The sequence below is a fragment of the Helicobacter cetorum MIT 00-7128 genome (genome assembly GCF_000259255.1).
Classification (GTDB): domain Bacteria; phylum Campylobacterota; class Campylobacteria; order Campylobacterales; family Helicobacteraceae; genus Helicobacter; species Helicobacter cetorum_B.
In genome coordinates, this window is the sequence record NC_017737.1 from 1,320,311 (window position 1) to 1,341,206 (window position 20,896).

18 protein-coding genes are annotated in these 20,896 nt (G+C 35.6%); 13 read left to right on the plus strand and 5 right to left on the minus strand.

All coding sequences use genetic code 11. From position 1 onward, the window contains the following. Positions 1–21: 21 nt before the first annotated feature. From tatA to HCW_RS06155, 10 genes are all read left to right on the plus strand, one after another. The gene (gene tatA / locus HCW_RS06110) at positions 22–261 is read left to right on the plus strand and encodes a twin-arginine translocase TatA/TatE family subunit (RefSeq protein ID WP_014661352.1); all 240 of its coding nucleotides are present in this window, start codon (positions 22–24) and stop codon (positions 259–261) included. Positions 262–263: 2 nt separating this feature from the next. Beyond that, a complete protein-coding gene (gene argS / locus HCW_RS06115; RefSeq protein WP_014661353.1) occupies positions 264–1,883 on the plus strand; it encodes an arginine--tRNA ligase in 1,620 nt (539 codons plus the stop codon). Between the two features lie 64 nt (positions 1,884–1,947). Then, positions 1,948–2,703, plus strand: coding sequence for a HugZ family heme oxygenase (locus HCW_RS06120; RefSeq protein WP_014661354.1), 756 nt, complete (start codon positions 1,948–1,950; stop codon positions 2,701–2,703). A gap of 716 nt (positions 2,704–3,419) precedes the next feature. Further along, positions 3,420–5,003 (plus strand): outer membrane protein, encoded by a 1,584-nt coding sequence (locus tag HCW_RS06125; RefSeq protein ID WP_014661355.1) that lies wholly within the window; start codon positions 3,420–3,422, stop codon positions 5,001–5,003. Positions 5,004–5,020: 17 nt separating this feature from the next. Continuing rightward, entirely contained in the window at positions 5,021–6,739 is a 1,719-nt protein-coding gene (locus HCW_RS06130) for an outer membrane protein (protein WP_014661356.1), read from the plus strand. Between the two features lie 300 nt (positions 6,740–7,039). Continuing rightward, on the plus strand, positions 7,040–8,200 hold the full coding sequence (locus tag HCW_RS06135; protein WP_014661357.1) for a hydrogenase 1 small subunit: 1,161 nt from the start codon (positions 7,040–7,042) through the stop codon (positions 8,198–8,200). A gap of 11 nt (positions 8,201–8,211) precedes the next feature. Next, positions 8,212–9,948 (plus strand): nickel-dependent hydrogenase large subunit, encoded by a 1,737-nt coding sequence (locus tag HCW_RS06140; protein WP_014661358.1) that lies wholly within the window; start codon positions 8,212–8,214, stop codon positions 9,946–9,948. Between the two features lie 22 nt (positions 9,949–9,970). After that, positions 9,971–10,645, plus strand: a complete 675-nt coding sequence (gene cybH, locus HCW_RS06145) for a Ni/Fe-hydrogenase, b-type cytochrome subunit (protein WP_014661359.1) — start codon at positions 9,971–9,973, stop codon at positions 10,643–10,645. Next, positions 10,642–11,175, plus strand: coding sequence for a HyaD/HybD family hydrogenase maturation endopeptidase (locus tag HCW_RS06150; protein ID WP_014661360.1), 534 nt, complete (start codon positions 10,642–10,644; stop codon positions 11,173–11,175). Before cybH ends, HCW_RS06150 begins: the two co-directional genes overlap by 4 nt. Further along, positions 11,176–12,714, plus strand: a complete 1,539-nt coding sequence (locus HCW_RS06155; RefSeq protein ID WP_014661361.1) for a hypothetical protein — start codon at positions 11,176–11,178, stop codon at positions 12,712–12,714. It abuts the gene before it with no gap. A 324-nt stretch (positions 12,715–13,038) separates the two neighbouring features. Here the strand turns inward: HCW_RS06155 and HCW_RS06165 are convergent, their stop codons facing one another. The 5 genes from HCW_RS06165 to mltG form a co-directional block, all read right to left on the minus strand. Next, on the minus strand, positions 13,039–13,599 hold the full coding sequence (locus tag HCW_RS06165) for a 2-oxoacid:acceptor oxidoreductase family protein (RefSeq protein WP_014661363.1): 561 nt from the start codon (positions 13,597–13,599) through the stop codon (positions 13,039–13,041). After that, complete coding sequence (locus tag HCW_RS06170) at positions 13,599–14,420, minus strand: 2-oxoglutarate ferredoxin oxidoreductase subunit beta (RefSeq protein ID WP_014661364.1); 822 nt, start codon at positions 14,418–14,420, stop codon at positions 13,599–13,601. Before HCW_RS06170 ends, HCW_RS06165 begins: the two co-directional genes overlap by 1 nt. 1 nt (position 14,421) lies before the next feature. Continuing rightward, positions 14,422–15,549 (minus strand): 2-oxoglutarate synthase subunit alpha, encoded by a 1,128-nt coding sequence (locus HCW_RS06175; protein ID WP_014661365.1) that lies wholly within the window; start codon positions 15,547–15,549, stop codon positions 14,422–14,424. Beyond that, a complete protein-coding gene (locus HCW_RS06180) occupies positions 15,549–15,890 on the minus strand; it encodes a 4Fe-4S dicluster domain-containing protein (RefSeq protein WP_014661366.1) in 342 nt (113 codons plus the stop codon). Before HCW_RS06180 ends, HCW_RS06175 begins: the two co-directional genes overlap by 1 nt. Positions 15,891–16,081: 191 nt before the next feature. Next, positions 16,082–17,071, minus strand: a complete 990-nt coding sequence (mltG, locus tag HCW_RS06185) for an endolytic transglycosylase MltG (protein ID WP_014661367.1) — start codon at positions 17,069–17,071, stop codon at positions 16,082–16,084. Here mltG and HCW_RS06190 point away from each other — a divergent pair. From HCW_RS06190 to nth, 3 genes are read left to right on the plus strand one after another with little or no spacing between them, the layout of a single operon-like run. Then, positions 16,989–19,925 (plus strand): AsmA-like C-terminal domain-containing protein, encoded by a 2,937-nt coding sequence (locus tag HCW_RS06190; RefSeq protein ID WP_014661368.1) that lies wholly within the window; start codon positions 16,989–16,991, stop codon positions 19,923–19,925. The two genes, mltG and HCW_RS06190, sit on opposite strands and share 83 nt — an antisense overlap. A 2-nt stretch (positions 19,926–19,927) precedes the next feature. Beyond that, a complete protein-coding gene (locus HCW_RS06195; RefSeq protein ID WP_014661369.1) occupies positions 19,928–20,155 on the plus strand; it encodes a FeoA family protein in 228 nt (75 codons plus the stop codon). 13 nt (positions 20,156–20,168) lie between these two features. Continuing rightward, entirely contained in the window at positions 20,169–20,819 is a 651-nt protein-coding gene (nth, locus tag HCW_RS06200) for an endonuclease III (protein WP_014661370.1), read from the plus strand. Positions 20,820–20,896 lie beyond the last annotated feature (77 nt).

The following is a 20,896-nucleotide window of genomic DNA, read 5'->3' on the forward strand; positions in this document are numbered from 1 at the left end:
ATATCAAAGGAGATTTTTAATATGGGCGGATTTACAAGTATATGGCATTGGGTCATCGTCTTATTAGTGATTATTTTGTTATTTGGAGCTAAGAAAATTCCTGAACTTGCTAAAGGCTTAGGCAGTGGGATTAAGAATTTCAAAAAGGCTGTAAAAGATGATGAGGAAGATTTAAATTCTTCTAATGCTACTCAAAAGAGCCTTGATGAAAAAGCAAGCGCTACTCAAAACATCAATGCTACTCAAAAGCAAGAAAGTTAAGCATGCATACTCTTATTAAGAGCGTTTTAGAAGAAATTTTAGAAACAGAAGTTGTTATTGAATACCCCAAAAATAGAGAGCATGGGCATTATGCAACCCCGGTGGCTTTTAGTCTAGCAAAAGCTTTAAGAAAGCCCCCTTTAGCCATTGCTGAAGAATTAGCTAAACAAATTAGTGAGCATAAAAAATGCGAGGGCTTTTTTGATAGCGTTATTGCTTGCAAGGGATACATTAATTTCACGCTTTCTATAGATTTTATTGCAAATTTTGCTAACAAAGCTTTAGAATTAAAAGAAAATTTTGGCTCTAAGATAAACAACCCTAGAGCGCAAAAAATCTTTTTAGAATATGTAAGCGCTAATCCTACAGGACCTTTGCATATTGGGCATGCAAGAGGGGCAGTATTTGGCGATAGTCTAGCAAGAATCGCACGCTTTTTAGGGCATGAAGTCCTAACTGAATATTATGTGAATGATATGGGCGCACAAATTCGCTTATTAGGGGTGTCTGTATGGCTTGCTTATCAAGAGCATATTTTAAAACGCCAAGTAACTTACCCTGAAGTTTTTTACAAAGGCGAATACATTATAGAGGTTGCTAAAAGCGCTCAAAACGATTTAGAGCCAAGCCTTTTTGAGCAAGAGGAAGAGACTATTATTGAAGTTTTAAGCGATTATGCTAAAGATTTAATGCTTTTAGAGATTAAGAGCAATTTAGATGATTTAGGCATTAGCTTTGATTCCTTTGTGAGTGAAAAAGAAACCTTTAAGGATAAAGACGAAGTTTTTGAACGCCTTATAAAAGCTAACGCTCTCTATGAGCAAGATTCTAAAACTTGGCTTAAATCTTCTCAATATGGCGATGAAAGCGATAGAGTATTAATTAAAGAAGATAAGAGTTACACCTATCTAGCTGGCGATATTGTCTATCATGATAAGAAATTCAAGCAAGATTACACTAAATACATCAATATTTGGGGGGCTGACCACCATGGCTATATAGCAAGAGTGAAAGCTAGTCTTTCCTTTCTAGGCTATGAGGCTAACAAACTAGAAGTATTGCTCGCTCAAATGGTTCGCTTATTGCAAAATGGCGAACCTTATAAAATGAGTAAAAGAGCGGGTAACTTTATCCTAGTTAAAGATGTCATAGAAGATATTGGCAAAGACACTCTACGATTTATCTTTTTATCCAAGCGACTAGACACGCATTTAGAATTTGATGTTAATACTCTCAAAGCTCAAGATAGCTCAAACCCTGTCTATTATATCCATTATGCCAACACTCGCATTCACACCATGCTAGAAAAATCTCATTTTTCTAAAGAAGAGATTTTAAAAACCCCCTTAAACAATCTTAATACAGAAGAAAAATACCTACTTTTTAGCGCATTAAGCTTTTCTAAAATTGTGGAATCTTGTTTTGAAGAATACGGCTTGCAAAAAATGTGCGAATACTTAAAGACTCTAGCCCAAGAGTTTCATAGTTTTTATAATGCGTATAAAATTTTAGATACCCCTAAAGAAAAAGAACTTTTAAAAATTTGTCTTGTTGTAAGCTTAAGTTTAACCAACGCTTTCAAACTTTTAGGCATTGAGGCTAAGACTAAATTCTCAAATTAAGCTTTAATTAACTCTTTTATTATAATATTCCCCTTATTATTAATAATCAAGGAGAATATTCACTATGCTAACACGCATTATAGAGCATATGAACGCCCACCATGTGGAGGATATGAAAGGTTTATTAAAAAAGTTTGGTCAAGTAGAGCATGCCAACAATGTTAAGTTTTCAAGTGTGGATTCCCAAGGCATTGTTATTAGCTACAATGATGATAAAAATTTGCGCATTGAATTTACTAAAGAAATCAAAGACCCTAGAGAATACAAAGACGCTATTATTGAGCTTTGCCAAAGCGTGCCAAAAACCTATGATTTTGAGGCTATAGAGCAAGAAATCAAAGATTTTAAAAACAGCTTTGATTCTATTTGTTTAGCTACACTCCACCCAAATGGTCATGTAGTATGCTCTTATGCAAGCTTGATGAGCGATGGCGAGCAATATTATATCTATGTGAGTGAGGTTGCAGAGCATTTTGAAAGCTTAAAGCATAATCCTAATAATGTAGAAGTGATGTTTTTAGAAGATGAGAGCAAAGCCAAATCAGCCATTTTAAGAAAGCGTTTGCGCTACAAAACTAAAGTGCGCTTTATTGAAAGAGGGGCAGAATTTGATAAAGCCTTTGACGCTTTTATCGCTAAGACCGGAGGAGCTGGCGGGATTAAAACTATTCGCACCATGCAAGATTTCCATCTCATAGCATTAGATTTTGAAACAGGGCGCTATGTTAAAGGCTTTGGTCAAGCGTATGATATTGTAAATGGTAAAATTAGTTATGCAGGTGAAAAGGGCAACCCACACACTTTCGCTCATAAAAAGTAGTTTTTTAAAAGGCTCTTTTTTGGGTGTTATATAACATAAAAAATGCCAAAGGCATTTTTTAAATTAAATTATAAACATGCTTAAGCAAGTCTAGCTAAAATTTTTATTTAGCTCTATTGTGTATGGATAGCTAAAAATAAAAACGCTTTTAAGCGTTTTTATTTTAAATGGTAAAAAGCGCTTGATATAAATCATTTAACAGCATTTTAACTTGAATGCTTGCAGAAAAATAAAATTAATGTTTATCAAATACTTTTAAAATCAATTTTTAATTAAAAACAGAGTTTTTTATTTTTTAAAAAAGCTTGCTTTTTACTCTTTATTTTGATGATAAATTTTTTAAGAGAGATTTTTTAAAAAACGCCCTTATTACTTACAAAACTTGCGAAAAATTATCGCTTGAATAAAAATCAGTAACCCCCCCTTTATTCCCTATCTACACAACCCTAAAACAAATAAGGAATTTACAAGCATTTAAGTTTGGTTTAATATCAGTAAGGGTAAAATGCAAGGCGTTAGTCCATTTACATTTACATTTACATTTACATTTACATTTACATTTACATTTACATTTACATTTACATTTACATTTACATTTACATTTACATTTACATTTACATGCAAGTTAAATAATGTAAATCATTGTTAAATGAGGTAATGAAAATAATGTAGATTGCACTATAGTTTTTAATTAGACGATTTATTAAGGAGAACACATGATTAAACGAACCAAATCGTTTGTAGGTCGCTTAAGCTTAGTGGCAATCACTTGCTTAACTATCAGCCATGCAGAAGATGATGGAGGCTTTTTCACCGTTGGTTATGAATTAGGGCAAGTCATGCAAGATGTTAAAAACCCGGGGAAAAGTCAAGCAGACTATTTAACCGCACAAATGAATGCCAACTACACCAATAACTTCAGCTCTAATCAAGGCGCTAATATTGTAGGCTCATTGGGCAATACTTTCACCCAATATTTGTATTCACTCTTAGGGGCGTATTCTTTTCAAGGTATCACAGCTCAAGTAGGAGGAATGGGTTCTAGTGATGCTGATTATCAATTTGTCAATAGCATGTTAAATACAAACCAAAAAAACTCTGTCGTATCCATTCTTACTAACTTAGCCTCTGGTAAAGATACATTTAACACCACTTATGAGCATATGTTCCAAGAATTAAGTTACTTAAATAGTATCAACACTTTCTTAAGTGCTATGAATAACATTCTTAGCACTCCACACACTACATGGAATGGCGCTCCATATAGCGAAAAAGATAGCAAAGGAGTATCTCAAGGTAGCACAACTGCCCCTCAATCTGTTTATAACACCAATTATGTAAACTTCCTAAAAGAGCAAACCAAACTTCTTGGTAACGCCACACAAGGTATTATGGACGCTATTGAGGCATTAGGAAACTATAATACCACCAACAACACTGAGACGCTTACTAACGCTCAAGTGGTCTCTTTAGCTAATCAAGTCGTTAGCACAGCCCAAAATGCTTTAGATACCTTACAAAGTAATGCCAACGCCCTAAAACAAGCAAGCGAACCCACTAATGGAAGCCCTACTGCCATTCAAACAGCTCTTCAACAAGTAGGATGCCAAGGGAATTCAACCGCTTGTGGAGGTGTTACTTCAACGATTAAAAACAATAGCGCCTCCTTACAAGGCACTCTACTTCCCAATGCGCAATATACTATGGATAAGCTCATTGGTCTCATTCAAAAAGTAGAATCCACCCCCTATCTCCCAGAGTTTCGTGCTGGCAATAGCAGACAAACTAACATTATGAATGGCTTTTATACCAAATGGGGATACAAACAATTCTTTGGTAAAAAGCGTAATATTGGTCTAAGATACTATGGATTCTTCTCTTATAATGGAGCTAATATTGGCTTTAAATCTACTTATAATACCGTAGGTCTATACACTTATGGGGTAGGCACTGATGTGCTTTATAACATCTTTGAACGCTCTTATCAAAACAAGTCAGTGAATTTTGGTGTCTTTGGTGGGATTCAATTAGCAGGAGAGACCTTTAACTCTTCTTTGAAAAATAGCCAATATGTCAATAAGAAAGATATTCAAAGCACACATTTTCAATTCCTCTTTGATTTAGGCTTTCGTATGAACTTTGGTAAATTAGGTCAAAAGACTAAGCGCCATAGACAACACACTGTAGAAATTGGTGTGCAAGTGCCTACTATCTATAACACCTATTATAAGTCTGCTGGAACTACAGTGAGATACTTCCGTCCTTATAGCGTGTATTGGTCTTATGGGTATTCATTCTAAGAAAGGGGAAAAGAAAGATGAAAATAACAACAACAAAGTTTAACAAGGAAAATTCTGTGAAACATTTTAAAAACAATATCAAATTTTTAGCCCCTTTAAGCCTAGTGCTTTCTTTATCTCTAAGCCCCTTAAGTGCTGAAGAAGATGGAGGCTTTATGACCTTTGGTTATGAATTAGGTCAAGTGGTGCAGAGTGTGAAGAATCCTAATAAATACCAAGCTATGCAAGTGGCTAAGGAGTTGAATAGCGCTGTTACCGTGCATTTAGATGGTGGATACACACAAGTTGACCTTAAGGGCAATGGCGACTATCAAACCATTCCTCAACAAGGCTTAAATATTGTTGGACTTTTAGGTAACACCCTAATGACTACTTTAATCAAAGTCGCTGTTTTATCACCTGCTACGCTATTGCCAAACCCTAATGGTTCGCCTCTTTTTAACGCATATCAAGGGATTTCTAAAGCTTTAGGAGGGATTAATTACCCCTCTAGACATGGTGGTCCTAATCCTTCACAACAAGAAATGGAGCATAATTTTGGTAATTTTGTATGCTCAGGGATTACCACAATGGGTCCAAGCCCACTTTGTAAAAAGGATGGCAAAGAAGTGGGCGGTTTGGTTGAGCAACTTACACAAGCTGGCATTGTTCAATCTTACTTCCAATACATGGTATATTGGATGCAAAAAAATCCAGATGCGTATCAAAAAGCTGGCATTACTATGGGTTCTGGTGAGGGGTATAATCATCAAAATAATACAACCGTTGTAGAGGCACTTTCAAAAGAATTTGGTGGCATTTATAATGGAAAAGATGGTCAAGTTACTATGCAAAGCATGGTTGAGGGCGCTTATGTTGGGGCGATTGATGCTATTGAGGGCATCACTAAGGCTGCCTTGCAATTAAATAACTTCAATGCTGCTAATGCAAGCGGAACGCTAAGCACACAAGAATTTACAAGTCTTGTAGATGGCATTATCTCTACTTCTAGTCAAGCGTTAAAAAACCTAGAAATTGCGTCAATTACTAATGGTAAAATAGGGTTTAACCCCACTAATGCCCAAGCAGTAGGAACAGGTAGGTTTAATGACGGCTCTTTAGGGCAAATGAAAGCGCTCATTACCAACACTCAAAACACCCTTAATGCTGTCGTTCAAGCCAACGATAACCTCAAAGCCCACCCATGGCTAGGGCAATTTGCTGCTGGCAATAGCAAGCAAACTAATGCGATGAGCGGATTTTACACTAAGATTGGTTACAAACAATTCTTTGGTAAGAAAAAAGCCTTTGGTCTAAGATACTATGGATTCTTTTCTTATAATGGAGCAGGTGTAGGTAATGGTGCCAACTATAACACAGTTAATCTACTCACTTATGGTGTAGGAACAGACGCACTCTATAATGTGTTCTCTCGTTCATTTGGTTCTAGAAGTATTGATGCGGGATTCTTTACAGGGATTCAACTAGCTGGAGATAGCTATATCACCTCTTTAGCTAAGAGTGTTCAAGTAGATACTAAAAAGGTTACTGCGACTAAGTTTCAATTCCTCTTTGATGTGGGCATGCGTATGAACTTTGGTATCTTAAAAAAAGATATGAAAAAGCATAACCAACACTCTATTGAAATTGGGGTTCAAATCCCTACTATCTATAACACCTATTATAGTAGTGGTGGCACAGAAGTGAAATACTATCGCCCTTATTCTGTATATTGGGTTTATGGGTATGCGTTTTAAAATCTTAAACGCTTTTATTTACGCCTTTTAAGCTATCTTTTCTATCTAAAGCCCAGCTTTAGATAGAGTCTTACTTCTCTTATTTGGTTAAATATGCTAGTATTTTTAATATTTTATCAAACCTTACTATTCTAATCATATATACCTAGAATATTCATCATTAATTAGTGTTAAAAAATGTTTTTTCATAATATTATCCAAATAAAGACTTTTCTTATTTTTGTTAATTTTTGCTAATTGTATTTATGTTAAAATGTAGCATGGTTTTTTAGAGTAGTAGAAATTTTTTAAGGATAGTCTATGGTTATAGAGAATGAGAAACAACACTATCAAGCAATTGAAGAGCGCCTTAATTTAATTAGCTCATTTAACGCCCATAATGAGTATAAAGACTTGCAACAAGAATTTAAAAACGCCGGTATTTCTAGGCGTGATTTATTAAAATGGGCTGGCACTATGACTGCCACTTTGGCCTTGCCGGCTAGTTTTGCTCCCTTGACTTTAAAAGCTGTAGAAGTAGCTAACAGACTACCTGTGATTTGGCTACATATGGCAGAATGCACCGGCTGTAGCGAGAGCTTATTAAGAAGTGCTGACCCAACCATTGATAGTATTATCTTTGATTACATCAGTTTAGAATACCATGAGACTATTATGGTAGCAAGCGGTTTTCAAGCTGAAAAAAGCTTGCATGAGGCTATAGAAAAGCACAAAGATAATTATATTTTAATGGTAGAAGGGGGTATCCCACAAGGCAGTGAATACTTCCTCACTCAAGGCGCACAAGCTACTACAGGAGCACAGGAGTGCAGAAAAACAGCTAAGCATGCTGCCGCTATTTTTGCCATAGGCACATGCTCAAGCTTTGGAGGTGTGCAAGCGGCCTATCCTAATCCCTCTAACGCACAACCTTTACACAAAATTATTGATAAGCCCGTTATTAATGTGCCGGGTTGCCCGCCTAGTGAAAAAAATATCGTGGGTAATGTGCTTTATTACTTGATGTTTGGGACTCTTCCTAAGCTTGATGCCTATAATCGCCCCGCTTGGGCTTATGGCAATAGAATCCATGATTTATGCGAGAGAAGAGGGCATTTTGATGCGGGCGAGTTTGTAGAGCATTTTGGCGATGAAAATGCAGAAAAAGGCTTTTGCTTGTATAAGGTAGGCTGTAAAGGACCTTATACTTTCAATAATTGCTCCAAACTGCGCTTTAACTCGCACACTTCTTGGCCTATAGGGGCAGGGCATGGTTGCATAGGGTGTTCTGAGCCAAATTTTTGGGATACAATGAGTCCTTTTGAAGAGCCTTTGGCTAATCGCTCTATAAAGAGTGCTTTTAATGGCTTGGGGGCCGATAAAGTTGCTGATGAAGTTGGCACGACTTTACTTAGTGCAACCGCTATTGGCATTACTGCGCATGCACTTCTATCTAAAGTAATCAAAAATAAAGAGCAATAAAGGAAACCAACATGTCAAAAAGAATTATAGTAGACCCTATCACTAGGATTGAGGGGCATTTAAGAATTGAAGTCATAGTAGATGACAATAATGTCATTACGGATGCGTTTTCTTCTTCTACGCTTTTTAGAGGGCTAGAAACTATCATTAAAGGCAGAGACCCACGAGATGCGGGCTTTATTGCTCAAAGGATTTGTGGGGTATGCACTTATTCGCATTATAAAGCCGGCATTACTGCAGTAGAAGACGCTCTAGGCATAACACCCCCATTAAACGCACAATTAGTGCGCTCTTTAATGAATATAGGTCTTATCTTACATGACCATGTGGTGCATTTCTATACTTTGCATGGGCTTGATTGGTGCGATATACTAAGTGCTTTAAAAGCTGACCCCTCAAAAGCCTCAAAACTTTCTTTTAAATACACCCCTTATCCTATCAATACCGGTGAGGGCGAATTAAAGGCGGTTCAAAAACGCTTGAGTGATTTTGCTAAAAGTGGCTCTTTGGGGCCTTTTAATAATGGCTATTATGGGCATAAAACCTATCATTTAAGCCCTGAGCAAAACTTAATTGTGTTAAGCCACTATCTTAAACTTTTAGAAATCCAAAGAGAGGCGGCTAAGATGACCGCTATTTTTGGGGCTAAACAGCCCCACCCACAAAGCCTAACGGTTGGGGGTGTAACAAGTGTTATGGATATACTAGACCCTACAAGATTAGCTGAATGGAAGAGCAAGTTTGAAAAAGTAGCGCATTTTATCAATCATGCCTATTATGCTGATTTGATTATGGCAGGCGAAATGTTTGCTAAAGAGCCATCTGTTTTAAAGGGCTGTGGCTTGAGAGATTTTATCGCTTATGAAGAAGTGCTACTTGGAAGAGATAAATACCTTTTGAGTAGCGGAATTGTGCGTGATGGCGATATTTCTAAATTACACCCTATTGATGAAAATTTAATTAAAGAAGAAGTTACGCATTCTTGGTATCAATATGAAAACACTAAAGAGGCACAGCTCCACCCCTATGACGGACAAACTAATCCGCATTATACCGGCTTTAAAGACGGCGAGAGTATTGGCATTCATGGTAAGGAAATCCCCACTAAAGTGCTTAATACCAAAGATAAATATTCTTGGATAAAATCCCCTAGATATGATAGTAAGCCTATGGAAGTAGGCCCTTTAAGTGCGGTGGTGGTAGGACTAGCAGCAAAAAATCCTTATATTAGCGAAGTGGCAACCAAATTTTTAAAAGACAGCAAACTGCCTTTAGAGGCACTATTCTCTACGCTTGGCAGAACGGCGGCAAGGTGTATTGAGGCTAAAACGATTGCTGATAATGGTCTTTTAGCTTTTAAAGCTTTAATAGAAAATCTAAAGAGCGATAAAAGCACTTGTGCGCCCTATAAAATTGATAAAGATAAAGAATATAAAGGGCGTTATATTGGTCAAGTGCCACGAGGCATGCTGAGCCATTGGGTGCGTATTAAAAATGGTGTAGTAGAAAATTATCAAGCCGTAGTGCCCTCTACTTGGAATGCAGGGCCAAGGGATTCTAAAGGGCAAAGAGGAGCTTATGAAATGAGCTTGATTGGCACTAAAATTGATGATTTGACTCAACCTTTAGAAATCATTAGAACGATACATTCATTTGATCCTTGCATTGCATGTTCGGTGCATGTAATGGATTTTAAGGGGCAGTCTTTAGGCGAGTTTAAAGTAGAGCCTAATTTTGCTAGAATCTAAAATGCTTTAAAAGGAGCAAGCTATGACAAACCAAGAAGTGCTTTTACATAAAGAATTTTCGGGCTTTGTGCGCTTTTTTCATTGGGTTAGAGCCATAAGCATTTTTATTTTGATTGCTACGGGGTTTTATATTGCTTACCCTTTTTTGCAACCTAAATCTAGTTTTTATAAAGAGATGTATTTTTTACAAGCTTATATCCGCTCTTTTCATATTATGTTTGGATTTTTGCTCATTAGTGCGTTATGTTTTAGGATTTATCTTTTCTTTTTTGATAAAGGGAGCTTGTTGGAGCGTGCGAGCTTGGCGCAAGTTTTTAGCTTAAAAACATGGCTTAATCAAATTAAAGCGTATTTTTTTCTTAGCAATTCCCCCGCTCATCATGGAGCATACAATCCGGTGCAGTTTGTAGCGTATCTATTCTTAATAGCATTGATGATTTTAGTTAGCTTAAGTGGCGTAGTGCTGTATTCTCATGTATATCATTCAGGCTTAGGGGTTATTCTAGGCGATATATTTGGGTGGTTTGAAGTGCTTTGTGGGGGGTTAGCTAATGTGCGTTTTATCCACCACTTAGCGACTTGGGGATTTATCTTGTTTGTTCCGGTGCATGTTTATATGGTGTTTTTCCATTCTATTAGATATAAAGGCTCTGGGGTTGATGCAATGGTTAATGGCTACACTTATACCAAAGAATGAGCAAAATCCTAATTCTAGGCATTGGCAATATCCTTTTTGGCGATGAGGGTATTGGGGTGCACTTAGCCCACTATCTCAAAAGAAATTTTTCTTTTTCGCCTTCTATAGATATTGTAGATGGGGGGACTATGGCTCAACAACTCATTCCTTTAATCACTTCGTATGAAAAGGTTTTGATTTTAGATTGTGTGAGTGCAAAAGATGTTGAGATAGGCTCAGTCTATGCTTTTGATTTTAATCACGCTCCTAGAGAAATCACATGGGCTGGGAGTGCACATGAAGTAGAAATGCTACACACTCTAAGGCTTACGGAGTTTTTAGGGGATTTGCCTAAGACTTTTATTGTGGGGCTTGTGCCTTTTGTGATAGGAAGTGAAACGACTTTCAAGCTTTCAAAAGAAATTTTAAACGCTTTAAACACAGCCTTAAAAGCCATAGAAACACAATTAAAAACATGGGGAGTAACAATGCAACGCATTGATAATATTGCCTTAGAGAATATTGCTGAACTTTCTTACAAGGGCTTTTGAATGGGTTTTGTCTTTCTTTTTAAATGTGTTGATGAAGCAACGAACTTAGTTTTTATGCCCCTTTTAGAGCAAATGGCATTGAATTTACAAGCGAGTTTTTATAGCACCTATAAAGATAAAATAACTTCTTTTTATCTTCAAGCAAGTGCTGAGACTACCTTAGAATTTGCTCAAAAACTGAGTGAAGTCTTGCCCTTTTCTTTAGATTTTAGCTTTTTGTCTTTAAATGAAAATACAGAAACTTTAGATGAAAATCTTTTTAAAAATACTAGCCTTTCAAAGCCCTTATTTATGAACGCTAAAGAGCATAAAGATTTTTTAGATAGGAACTCATCTTTTTATGCTTCTACTCTAGACTTGGTTAAAAACATCACTTTTAATCAAAATGCCATTCATAGTCCTAAAGAGCTTGTAGAAAGTTTGACACAATTAAAAGAAGAGCTTAAAACACAAAATATTATCCCTATTCACACTTCTAGGGGAGAGCTATGCCTTTCTTTAAAAAAGCCCTCTCAAAAGGTAATTTTTAATTCTCTTTCTAGCGTTTTAACCTGCACCAAATTACTTTTAGAAGACGCTAAATATTTAGCAAGCTTAGAAAAACCTTGTATCAAAGCCTCCTTAAAAAGCGTGTTTAAAGATACTTTTAAAAATAATGAAGTGATGATTCAACTACCCTATGACCCTATATTAAATTTATTGTGTCAAATTTTACAAGATGAAAATATAGATTTTGTCTTTGTGCATGAACACTATTTTAAAGAAGTGCTTTTAGATTACAAAACGCTTTTTAACACCCCTAATCGCTTAATCACTCCCACTAAAAACTTTGTGCTAGAAAATAACCTAACAACCACCCATTTTAAAAACGAAATAGAGTTTTTAAGCACGACTTCACATTCTATTGTCCTATATCTTAGTTTCAAACACCCTACAAGATTATTATTAAATGCTAATAACTCTTTAAAAACGCTTTTAAATATTAATTTTGATTTAAATGGAATTTTTAATCTTCTCAAACAAGATGAAAAAGCGTCTAAAATGCTACAAAACTACGCCATTAAATTCCCTAATCTTTATGAGCGTTTAATAGAGCTTTCTAATCATCAGCTAGTGGGTGTGAATTTATTAGAGTTTTTTCAAATTTTAGGGTTTGTTTTAGGCTATAGCGATAGTTTTAAAACGCACAGCATTGTATCTTTGGCTAAAGAATTTTTACGCCCTAAAGGCCCTAGGATTGATTATAAAATTATTAATGATAACTCTTTTAAAATGGCTTTAAACTTTTCAAAGATTATTCATAGTGCGATGAGTTTTAGGTTAGCTGGCGTGGATAATGAAACTTTGAGTTTTGGTATTTTAGATTCTTTAGCGGAGTTTTTAGGAAACTTCATTTGGGATAACGCACAGAATTTTAGTATAGAAGAAGTAACTATTGCTGGAGATTTCTTTGGCGAAAAAGTGTTTTTGGATTTGTTTGTGCAATACTTTCCTAAAACCCTTAGTCTCAAAAATCCTCCTTTCTTAGATTTTGAATGATTTAGCATTGAGTTTGCCATTTTATATAAAGCTTAATTTACCATTAAGTATTAAAAAACAAGCTTATTTTTTAATGGGCTAATTTCTTAGTATTAAAGTTTGCAATCTATAACCCACCCCCATAAAAGCTCTATGAAAGCCATTAAGATTTTATTAAAATGTTTTACCAAAATACCATTAAATAAGCAAAAAATTAAGGATATTAGAATTATATTATATGTAATTAAAAGCTATGTATTTTTAAGCAAGAATGATATAAAAAACTCATTAAAAGAGAGCTAGAGCAAAGATTGCTCTAGCTAAAAACAAGAAAAATAAAATCCCTTAGCCTCTTGCTTTTAATGCCTCTAAAGCATGTTTTTTACCAATTTCAAAGGCTTTTTTATTGGTTTCGGCGACTTTTGCGGGAACTTTTTTAAGCATGGTATCTAACACAATATTTTCTTCCACACACTTTGTAAGCTCCACGGTAATGGCTAACGCCACTACAGATTGTGTGATAATATTACCCACTTCATCTTTGGCGATACTAATAATGGGGATTTTATAAATTTGATATTTTTCCTCATCTTCTTTAGTAGGCGTTACCAAATTAGGGTCAATAACAACAATGCCCCCCTCTTTAATATCGCTTTTAAACTGATTATAACTCACTTGTGCGACTGAAAGCATGAAATCAATCTCGCCCTCTTTAGCATAAGGAAAAATGATTTCATCTTTATCTAGCAAAATATCTACCTTAGTAGGCCCTCCACGCACTTGGGAAGTGTAAGTAGAAGTCTTAGTTCCATAGCCACCACTTACGATTTTAGCCTCTGCTAAGATTTCTCCAGCTAATAATACGCCTTGCCCCCCAACGCCTGTAAATCTTAATTGTGCTTCCATTATTTCTTTCCTTGTGCTTTTTCAATAATCTCTTGATACGCCTCACAATATTCTTTCCTGTTAGCGTCATGTTTTAAGACACCAGTAGGGAATTTACCCTCTCTTTCTTCAGGGCTCATTTCTTCAAATTTGCGCTTGCTAACTAATCGGCTTTCAATCCACTTTAGCATATCAGCGGCCTCGCCCATTTTATTCTTACGCCCTAAGTTAATATGGCAATTGCTATGAATATCAAAGAAACTAAAGCCCTTGTGCGAAAAGCCCTCTTTTAAAGTTTTTTCCAATCTTTGAGGGTCTAACACACTCTCTCTAGCTACAAAACTAGCTCCCGCAGCTGTGGTTAAAGCGCATGGGTCAAACTGATTATCAATATTTCCCCATTGAGCCGTAACCGTCCACATGCCATTTGGAGTGGTGGGCGAAGTTTGAGAATTAGTCAAACCATAAATGAAATTATCCACTAAGATAAAATTCAAATCAATGTTTCTTCTGCATGCATGCATGGTGTGATTACCCCCAATCGCAAAGCCATCGCCATCACCAGAAACCACAATCACATGCTTATTAGGGTTTGCTAATTTAATCCCTGTCGCATACGCTACAGCTCTACCATGTGTAGTATGAACAGTGTTGCAATTTACATACGAACTCATGCGGCCACTACAACCAATCCCACTCACCAAGCACACATCATCCATTTTCCAACCTAGTGCGTCAATAGTGCGGATAATGGATTTTAAAATCACGCCATCACCACAGCCCCAGCACCACAAAGTGGGCATTTTATCCACACGCAAGTATTCATCATAATTAAACGCCATTTTAAAGCTCCTTCAACTTTGCGATGATTTGTTTAGGCGAAATAGTGCGCCCATTTGCCTGACCAAAGAAATGCACTTTTCTTTGCATAACTCTTTCAATTTCTTCTAAATATTGCCCTTTATTCAATTCAATCACAAGGATTTTTTCGTATTTGTCCCCTATTTCTTTCAAGCGTTTGTTAGGGCTTGGCCATAAGGTCTTGGGTCTAAAGAAACCAACCTTTTGATTACTCTCTTTTTTATAATCTTTTAAAGCCTCTTTAACCGCTAAAGAAACAGAACCATAGGCAATAATGACAATTTCAGCACCCTCTAAGTCCATTTCTTCATTTTCATTGATAACATCTTGCTTGGATTCAATTTTATTAAACAATCTATCCATTAAATCCCCACCTATCTTAGCATCTTCAGTAGGAAAGCCAATAGGTCCATGGTGTAAGCCTGAAACATGGTAGCGATAGCCCTTAAAGAAAGGATTTAAAACGGCTGGCTCATCTTGATTTACTCCATAAGGCTTATAGTCTTTTTTATCGCCCATAAATTCCTTACGATTAATAGTCATTTTTTGCACTTCTTCTAAAGTAGGGATTTGCACCTTACCATACATATGCCCAACGGTTTCATCCATAAGCAAGAATACTGGAGTCATAAGCATTTCAGCTAGATTAAACGCACGAATTGTCTCTGTATAAGCCTCTTGTAAACTAGCAGGAGCGAGTGCAACTGATTTAAAATCCCCATGGATTGGGTGCTTTAAGAAATTCACATCACCTTGTGCCACTCGTGTTGGCATTCCAGTTGATGGGCCTGAACGCATAACATCAACAATCACTAATGGGATTTCTGCCATAAAGCCATAGCCAATTTGCTCCACCTTTAATGAAATGCCCGGACCAGAACTTGCAGTCATAGACTTAGTTCCGCTCATACTTGCCCCTAAAGACACGCTAATCCCACTAATCTCATCTTCCATTTGGATAAAATGTCCGCCATTTTTAGGCAACGCAACACTCATCGCATGCATAATATCCGAACTAGGCGTAATAGGATAACCCCCAAAAAATCTACACCCCACTTCAATAGCAGCCTTGGCTACCAACTCATTTCCATCAGATATGATTTCACGCATTACTTACCTCTCCCTTCTAAAATAGTCTCTTCTAAAAGCATGTAGTGATTTTCTTTAACTCTATCACGGCGTACCTCTGCCTCTTTTGAAACCTTAGCAAATTTGAAATCTTTCCTATCTGCCACATAAATCGCAAAATCAGGGCAGTGCAACTCGCATTGCGTGCAACCTATACAGCTCTCTGGATAAGCAACTTTTGCTACTTTTCCAAGGACTCTTTCTTTTTCAATACCCATACCAAGAACCCCAGCAGGACATACTGAAACACAAATATCGCAACCCTTACAGCGGTCTTCATTCACCCAAACAGGAACCCCATCAGGCGCACTCATTTTAGCCATTCAATCTCCTTCATGCTAAAAACCCTAAATTTAAAAAGGTTCTAACAATCAAAATTTTGCTTAAGATTGTAGCAAGGCTTGTTAAATAAATTCTAAAATTAGCCAACAATAAGAACAGAAAATTAAAATGAGAAAATACTTAACACTTTTTTACCATTTCTATACAAGAAAAGATATTTTTAATCTTAATTTTAAAAATGATTATTAGAAATCTTAATATTATTCAAATGCTCCTTATAGGTCGCACTGAAAGCATGTTTTTTATTTTTCATTTTAACAAAGTATAAAAAATTGGTTTCTTTGGGAAAAATAACCGCTTTGATAGCCTCTATACTCACACTTCCTACAGGATTTTTAGGCAAGCCTTTGAATTTATAAGTGTTATATGAAGTGTTATCTTCTCTCACACGCTCTTTGGTAATTTTGGTATGCGAAAATTCTTGATAATTCAAAGACCCATCCATTTGCAAGGGCATGTTCTTTTTTAAACGATTAAAAATCACACTTGCAACAACAGGCATTTCTTCAATATTGGCCGCCTCTTTTTGCACAATGGAGGCTATGATAATTTTTTCAAACCATTCTTCTTTGTGATAATATCCAAGCCATTCTTTGCTTAAAGTCTCATGCCTCTTCATAGATTGTTTGACTAGAGTTTGCATAATCCTATTAGCATCTTGACCTAAGAGCAAACTATAGGTATCTGGGAAAATAACGCCATCAGCTAGAACTTGCCCATTTAATCGTGGCGCAACGCTTTCATAGGCTAAATTTAAAAGCTCTACTTCTATATTATAAGTTGCACTCAAAGCTTGAGTAAAAAAATAGCGTGTCTCGCCCGGAATTAAGGTAATGCTTTTGCTTGCCATTTTTCCTTCTACTAAATGCGCTAAAAAGTCTCCCTTTCTTAAAACACTAGCCCCCATATCAATGTAGCCCTTTTTAGGCAAGCCAAAAAGTTTCAATAAAATTTTATCTAATTGATTAATATCTATACCATCATCTTGTAAAGATTTAAGCACTTTATTTAAAGAACCAGATGGCACAACAATGATTTTCTTAGAAGAAATTGGTATACTTAGATAAAAAAGAATGGAAATGAAAGCAAGAAAACACGCATCTAAGAAAGTATTTAATGTTGTTATTCTTTTTGTTGTAGTGCTTACTCTCTTATGTGCCATACACAAAACCCTTTCTAATGGTCTTCATATACAAAATTTAAAAATTGGAAAACTTAATATATCTGAATTATACCTAAAGCTTGACAATAAACTTTCTTTAAATATTGATAGTATTGACCTTTCTTCACTCCTAAAGAAACGACCTAATAGCAATAAACATTTAGATGTTAGCGATTTAATCAAGGGTATTCGCTATGGTATTTGGGCGGTCTCATATTTTGAAAAGTTTAAAATTAAAGAAATCGTGCTTGATGCCCAAAATAAAGCTCGTGTTTTTTTTGACGGGCATAAATATGAGCTAGAATTTCCCGGAATTAAAGGCGAATTTTCTTTAGAAGATAATAAGAATATCAAACTTAAGATTATCAACTTGCTTTTTAAGGATATGAAAGTTCAAGTAGATGGCAACGCCCATTATTCTCCCAAAGCTAAAAAAATGGCGTTTAATTTTATGATTAAGCCTTTAGATGAGCCAAGTGCTACGCTTTATTTACAAGGGTTAACTGATTTAAAAACCATAGAATTAAAAGCTAACACCTCTAAGATGAAAAGCATTGCTTTTTTAAAACCCCTTTTTCAAAAACAATCCCAAAAAAAACTAAAAACATGGATTTTTGATAAAATCCAATTTGCGGGCTTAAAAATTGATAGCGCTTTGATTAGGGCTAATTTAGCCAAGGGCAAATTACTCCCCTCGCTCTTAGAAAATTCTCGCATTAAAGCCACTCTTACTGATACTTCTGTGGTCTTTAACGACGGACTATCGCCTATTAAAATTAATAAAACCGAACTTTTACTTCAAAATAAGCAACTCCTTATAGAGCCCCAAAAAATCACTTACGAAACTATGGATTTATCCGGCTCTAGTGCTGTTCTATCCAACATGCTAGAGGCATCAAGATTGGAGATTTTTTTAAGAAATACGCCCAATTATTATGGTGATACCATTAAAGATTTGTTGAGTGCGTATAAGATTGCTCTGCCTTTAGATAAGATTAGCACCCCATCAAGCGCAAATTTAAAGCTTACTTTGCAATTTTTGAAAAATACAGCCCCCTTATTTAGCATTCAAGGCAATATAGAATTACAAGAGGGGGGGTTTATGCTCTATCATGTCCCTCTTTATACTCAAAGCGCTAATATTGATTTAGATATTACACCAGAATATCAATATATCTATATAGATACTATCCATACTCGCTACGAAAACATGTTGGATTTAGATACAAAAATCGCTTTAGATATTCACAAAAAAAAGCTTGCCTTAGACTCTAAAGTGCATAAAATCCAACTCAATACCAACAATAATATTAATATGCGCTCTTATAGCTTGAGTAATGCCGAAGATGAAATTTTGCCTAGCTTTGCTTTAGATTTAAAAAGCTTGCATACCATTATCCAAGCGGGCGAACACTCTGAAGTTTTTAGAAGAAAAATCATAGACACCATTAAGGCTCAAAGCGAGGATAAATTCAGCAAAAATGTCTTTTATGCCACACAAGATTCTCTTAAAAGCCTCTCTTTTAATTTTGATTTCTCTAATCCAAACCACATACAATGGAGTGTTCCTGAGCTTTTATTAGAAGGCGAACTAAAAAATAGCGTTTATTTTTTTAGAATTAAGGATTTGAAAAAAATTAAGCCTTACTCCCCCATTATGAACTATTTCACTTTAGAAGATGGCTCTTTAGAAGTTTCTACAAGCAATTTTTTAAATATAGACTTTTTGGCTAAAGATTTAAAGGTTAATTTACCCGCCTATTATGCAGACGGAACACATATTAATACCCTTTCTTTGCTTGGCTCTATCAATAAAGATGAAATCCATGTCTATACCCCTGATAAAAATGTTTCTGTAGTTATTAAGGGTGATAACAAAAATATTGCCATTAATAATATTGATTTTAATATTGACGAATTTTTAGATAGCAAAATGCCAGCCATTGTTAAAATGCTTTCAAAAGAGCGTAGAGAAAAACCCACTCAAAAAGAAATTCATGATGAAGATATCTTTATTGCCGCTAAACAACGCTATGAAAAAGCACGCAAAATCATTCCTATTGCCACACACATTCAAGCTAAAGATGTAGTTTTAGTGTATAAAAAAATGCCTATCCCCTTAGAAAACCTTGATATTGTCGCTCAAGACAATAGAGTGAAAGTAGATGGCAACTATAAAAATGGCATGATTTTTGCAGATTTAGTGCATGGAGCTTTATATCTTAAGGCGCATAATTTCAGTGGGGATTTTATTAACTCGGTTTTGCAAAAAGATTTTGTTGATGGCGGATTATACACGCTCATTGGGGCTTTCAAAGACCAAGTTTTTAATGGCGAACTAAAAGTCCAAAACACTAGCTTGAAAAACTTTGCCCTTATGCAAAACATGGTTAATCTCATCAATACTATTCCCTCACTTATCGTTTTTAAAAACCCTCATTGGGGTGCTAATGGCTATGATATTAAAAAGGGTTCTATTGTTTTTGGGGTTACTAAACAATACTTAGGATTAGAACAAATTAATATCATTGGAAAAACACTAGATATTGCAGGCAATGGTATTATAGAATTAGATAGAAATAAGCTAGATTTAAGCCTAGAAATCTCCACCATCAAAGCCTTGAGTAATGTCATTAGCAATATTCCTATTGTAGGCTATCTCATTTTAGGTAAAAATGGAAAGATTTCTACCAATGTAAGCGTGAAAGGCACACTAGATAACCCCACCACTAAAATTACTCTAGCTAAAGATATTGCGCAAGCCCCCTTAAAAATCTTACGCCGAATCTTTACACCTATTGATGTGATTGTGGGCGAAATCAAAAAGAATATTAGAGAAAAAGAAAGGAAATAATAATGACACTTAATGAAGCTCAAAAAAACCAAAAATATGAAATTACAGAAATTACTCATTGTGATGAGGCACTTAAAAAGCGTTTTCTATCCTTTGGCATTTTTAAAGGAGTAAAATGCACTCTTCTACACCATTCTATGCAAAAAGCTACCCTTTCTATTGCTATCAATTACACTCAAATTGCCCTAAGAGTGCATGAGGCTCAATGCTTGATAGTCAAACCCCTATAATGAGATAAAATCTATGAGTTTAAAAAAAACCAAACGCTATCAAAAAGCCCTAAAAATCAAAGCACTACTGCTAGAACATTATCCCAATCTTACCACAGAGCTAGTTCATAAAAACCCCTATGAACTACTCGTAGCTACAATCTTAAGCGCACAATGCACTGATGCTAGAGTAAATCTTGTAACCCCAAAACTCTTTGAGATTTATCCCACCATATATGATTTAGCTCAAGCACACTTAGAAGGGTTAAAAGAATTGCTTAAATCTATCTCTTATTACAACACTAAGAGTCAAAACCTTATTAAAATGGCTCAAAAAGTGGTGAAAGATTTTAATGGCAATATTCCCTCTACCCAAAATGAACTTATTACTCTAAATGGTGTAGGGCAAAAAACCGCCAATGTAGTGCTATCAGTATGTTTTAATGCCAATTGTATGGCGGTAGATACTCATGTATTTCGCACAACTCATCGTTTAGGCTTGAGCCAAGCCAATACACCCACAAAAACAGAAAATGATTTAAGCACACTTTTTGAAACCGAACTAGGCAAACTTCATCATGCCCTTATTTTATTTGGACGCTATACTTGCAAAGCTAAAAATCCGCTATGTGAAAAATGTTTTTTACAAGAATTTTGTATCTCTAAAGAAAGTTTTAAGGCTTAATAACTTTATTTATTGCAAGAATTATAGTATTATTAAGCTTTAGAGTCAGAGCAAAACTTAATTTTCTTGAAAGAAGT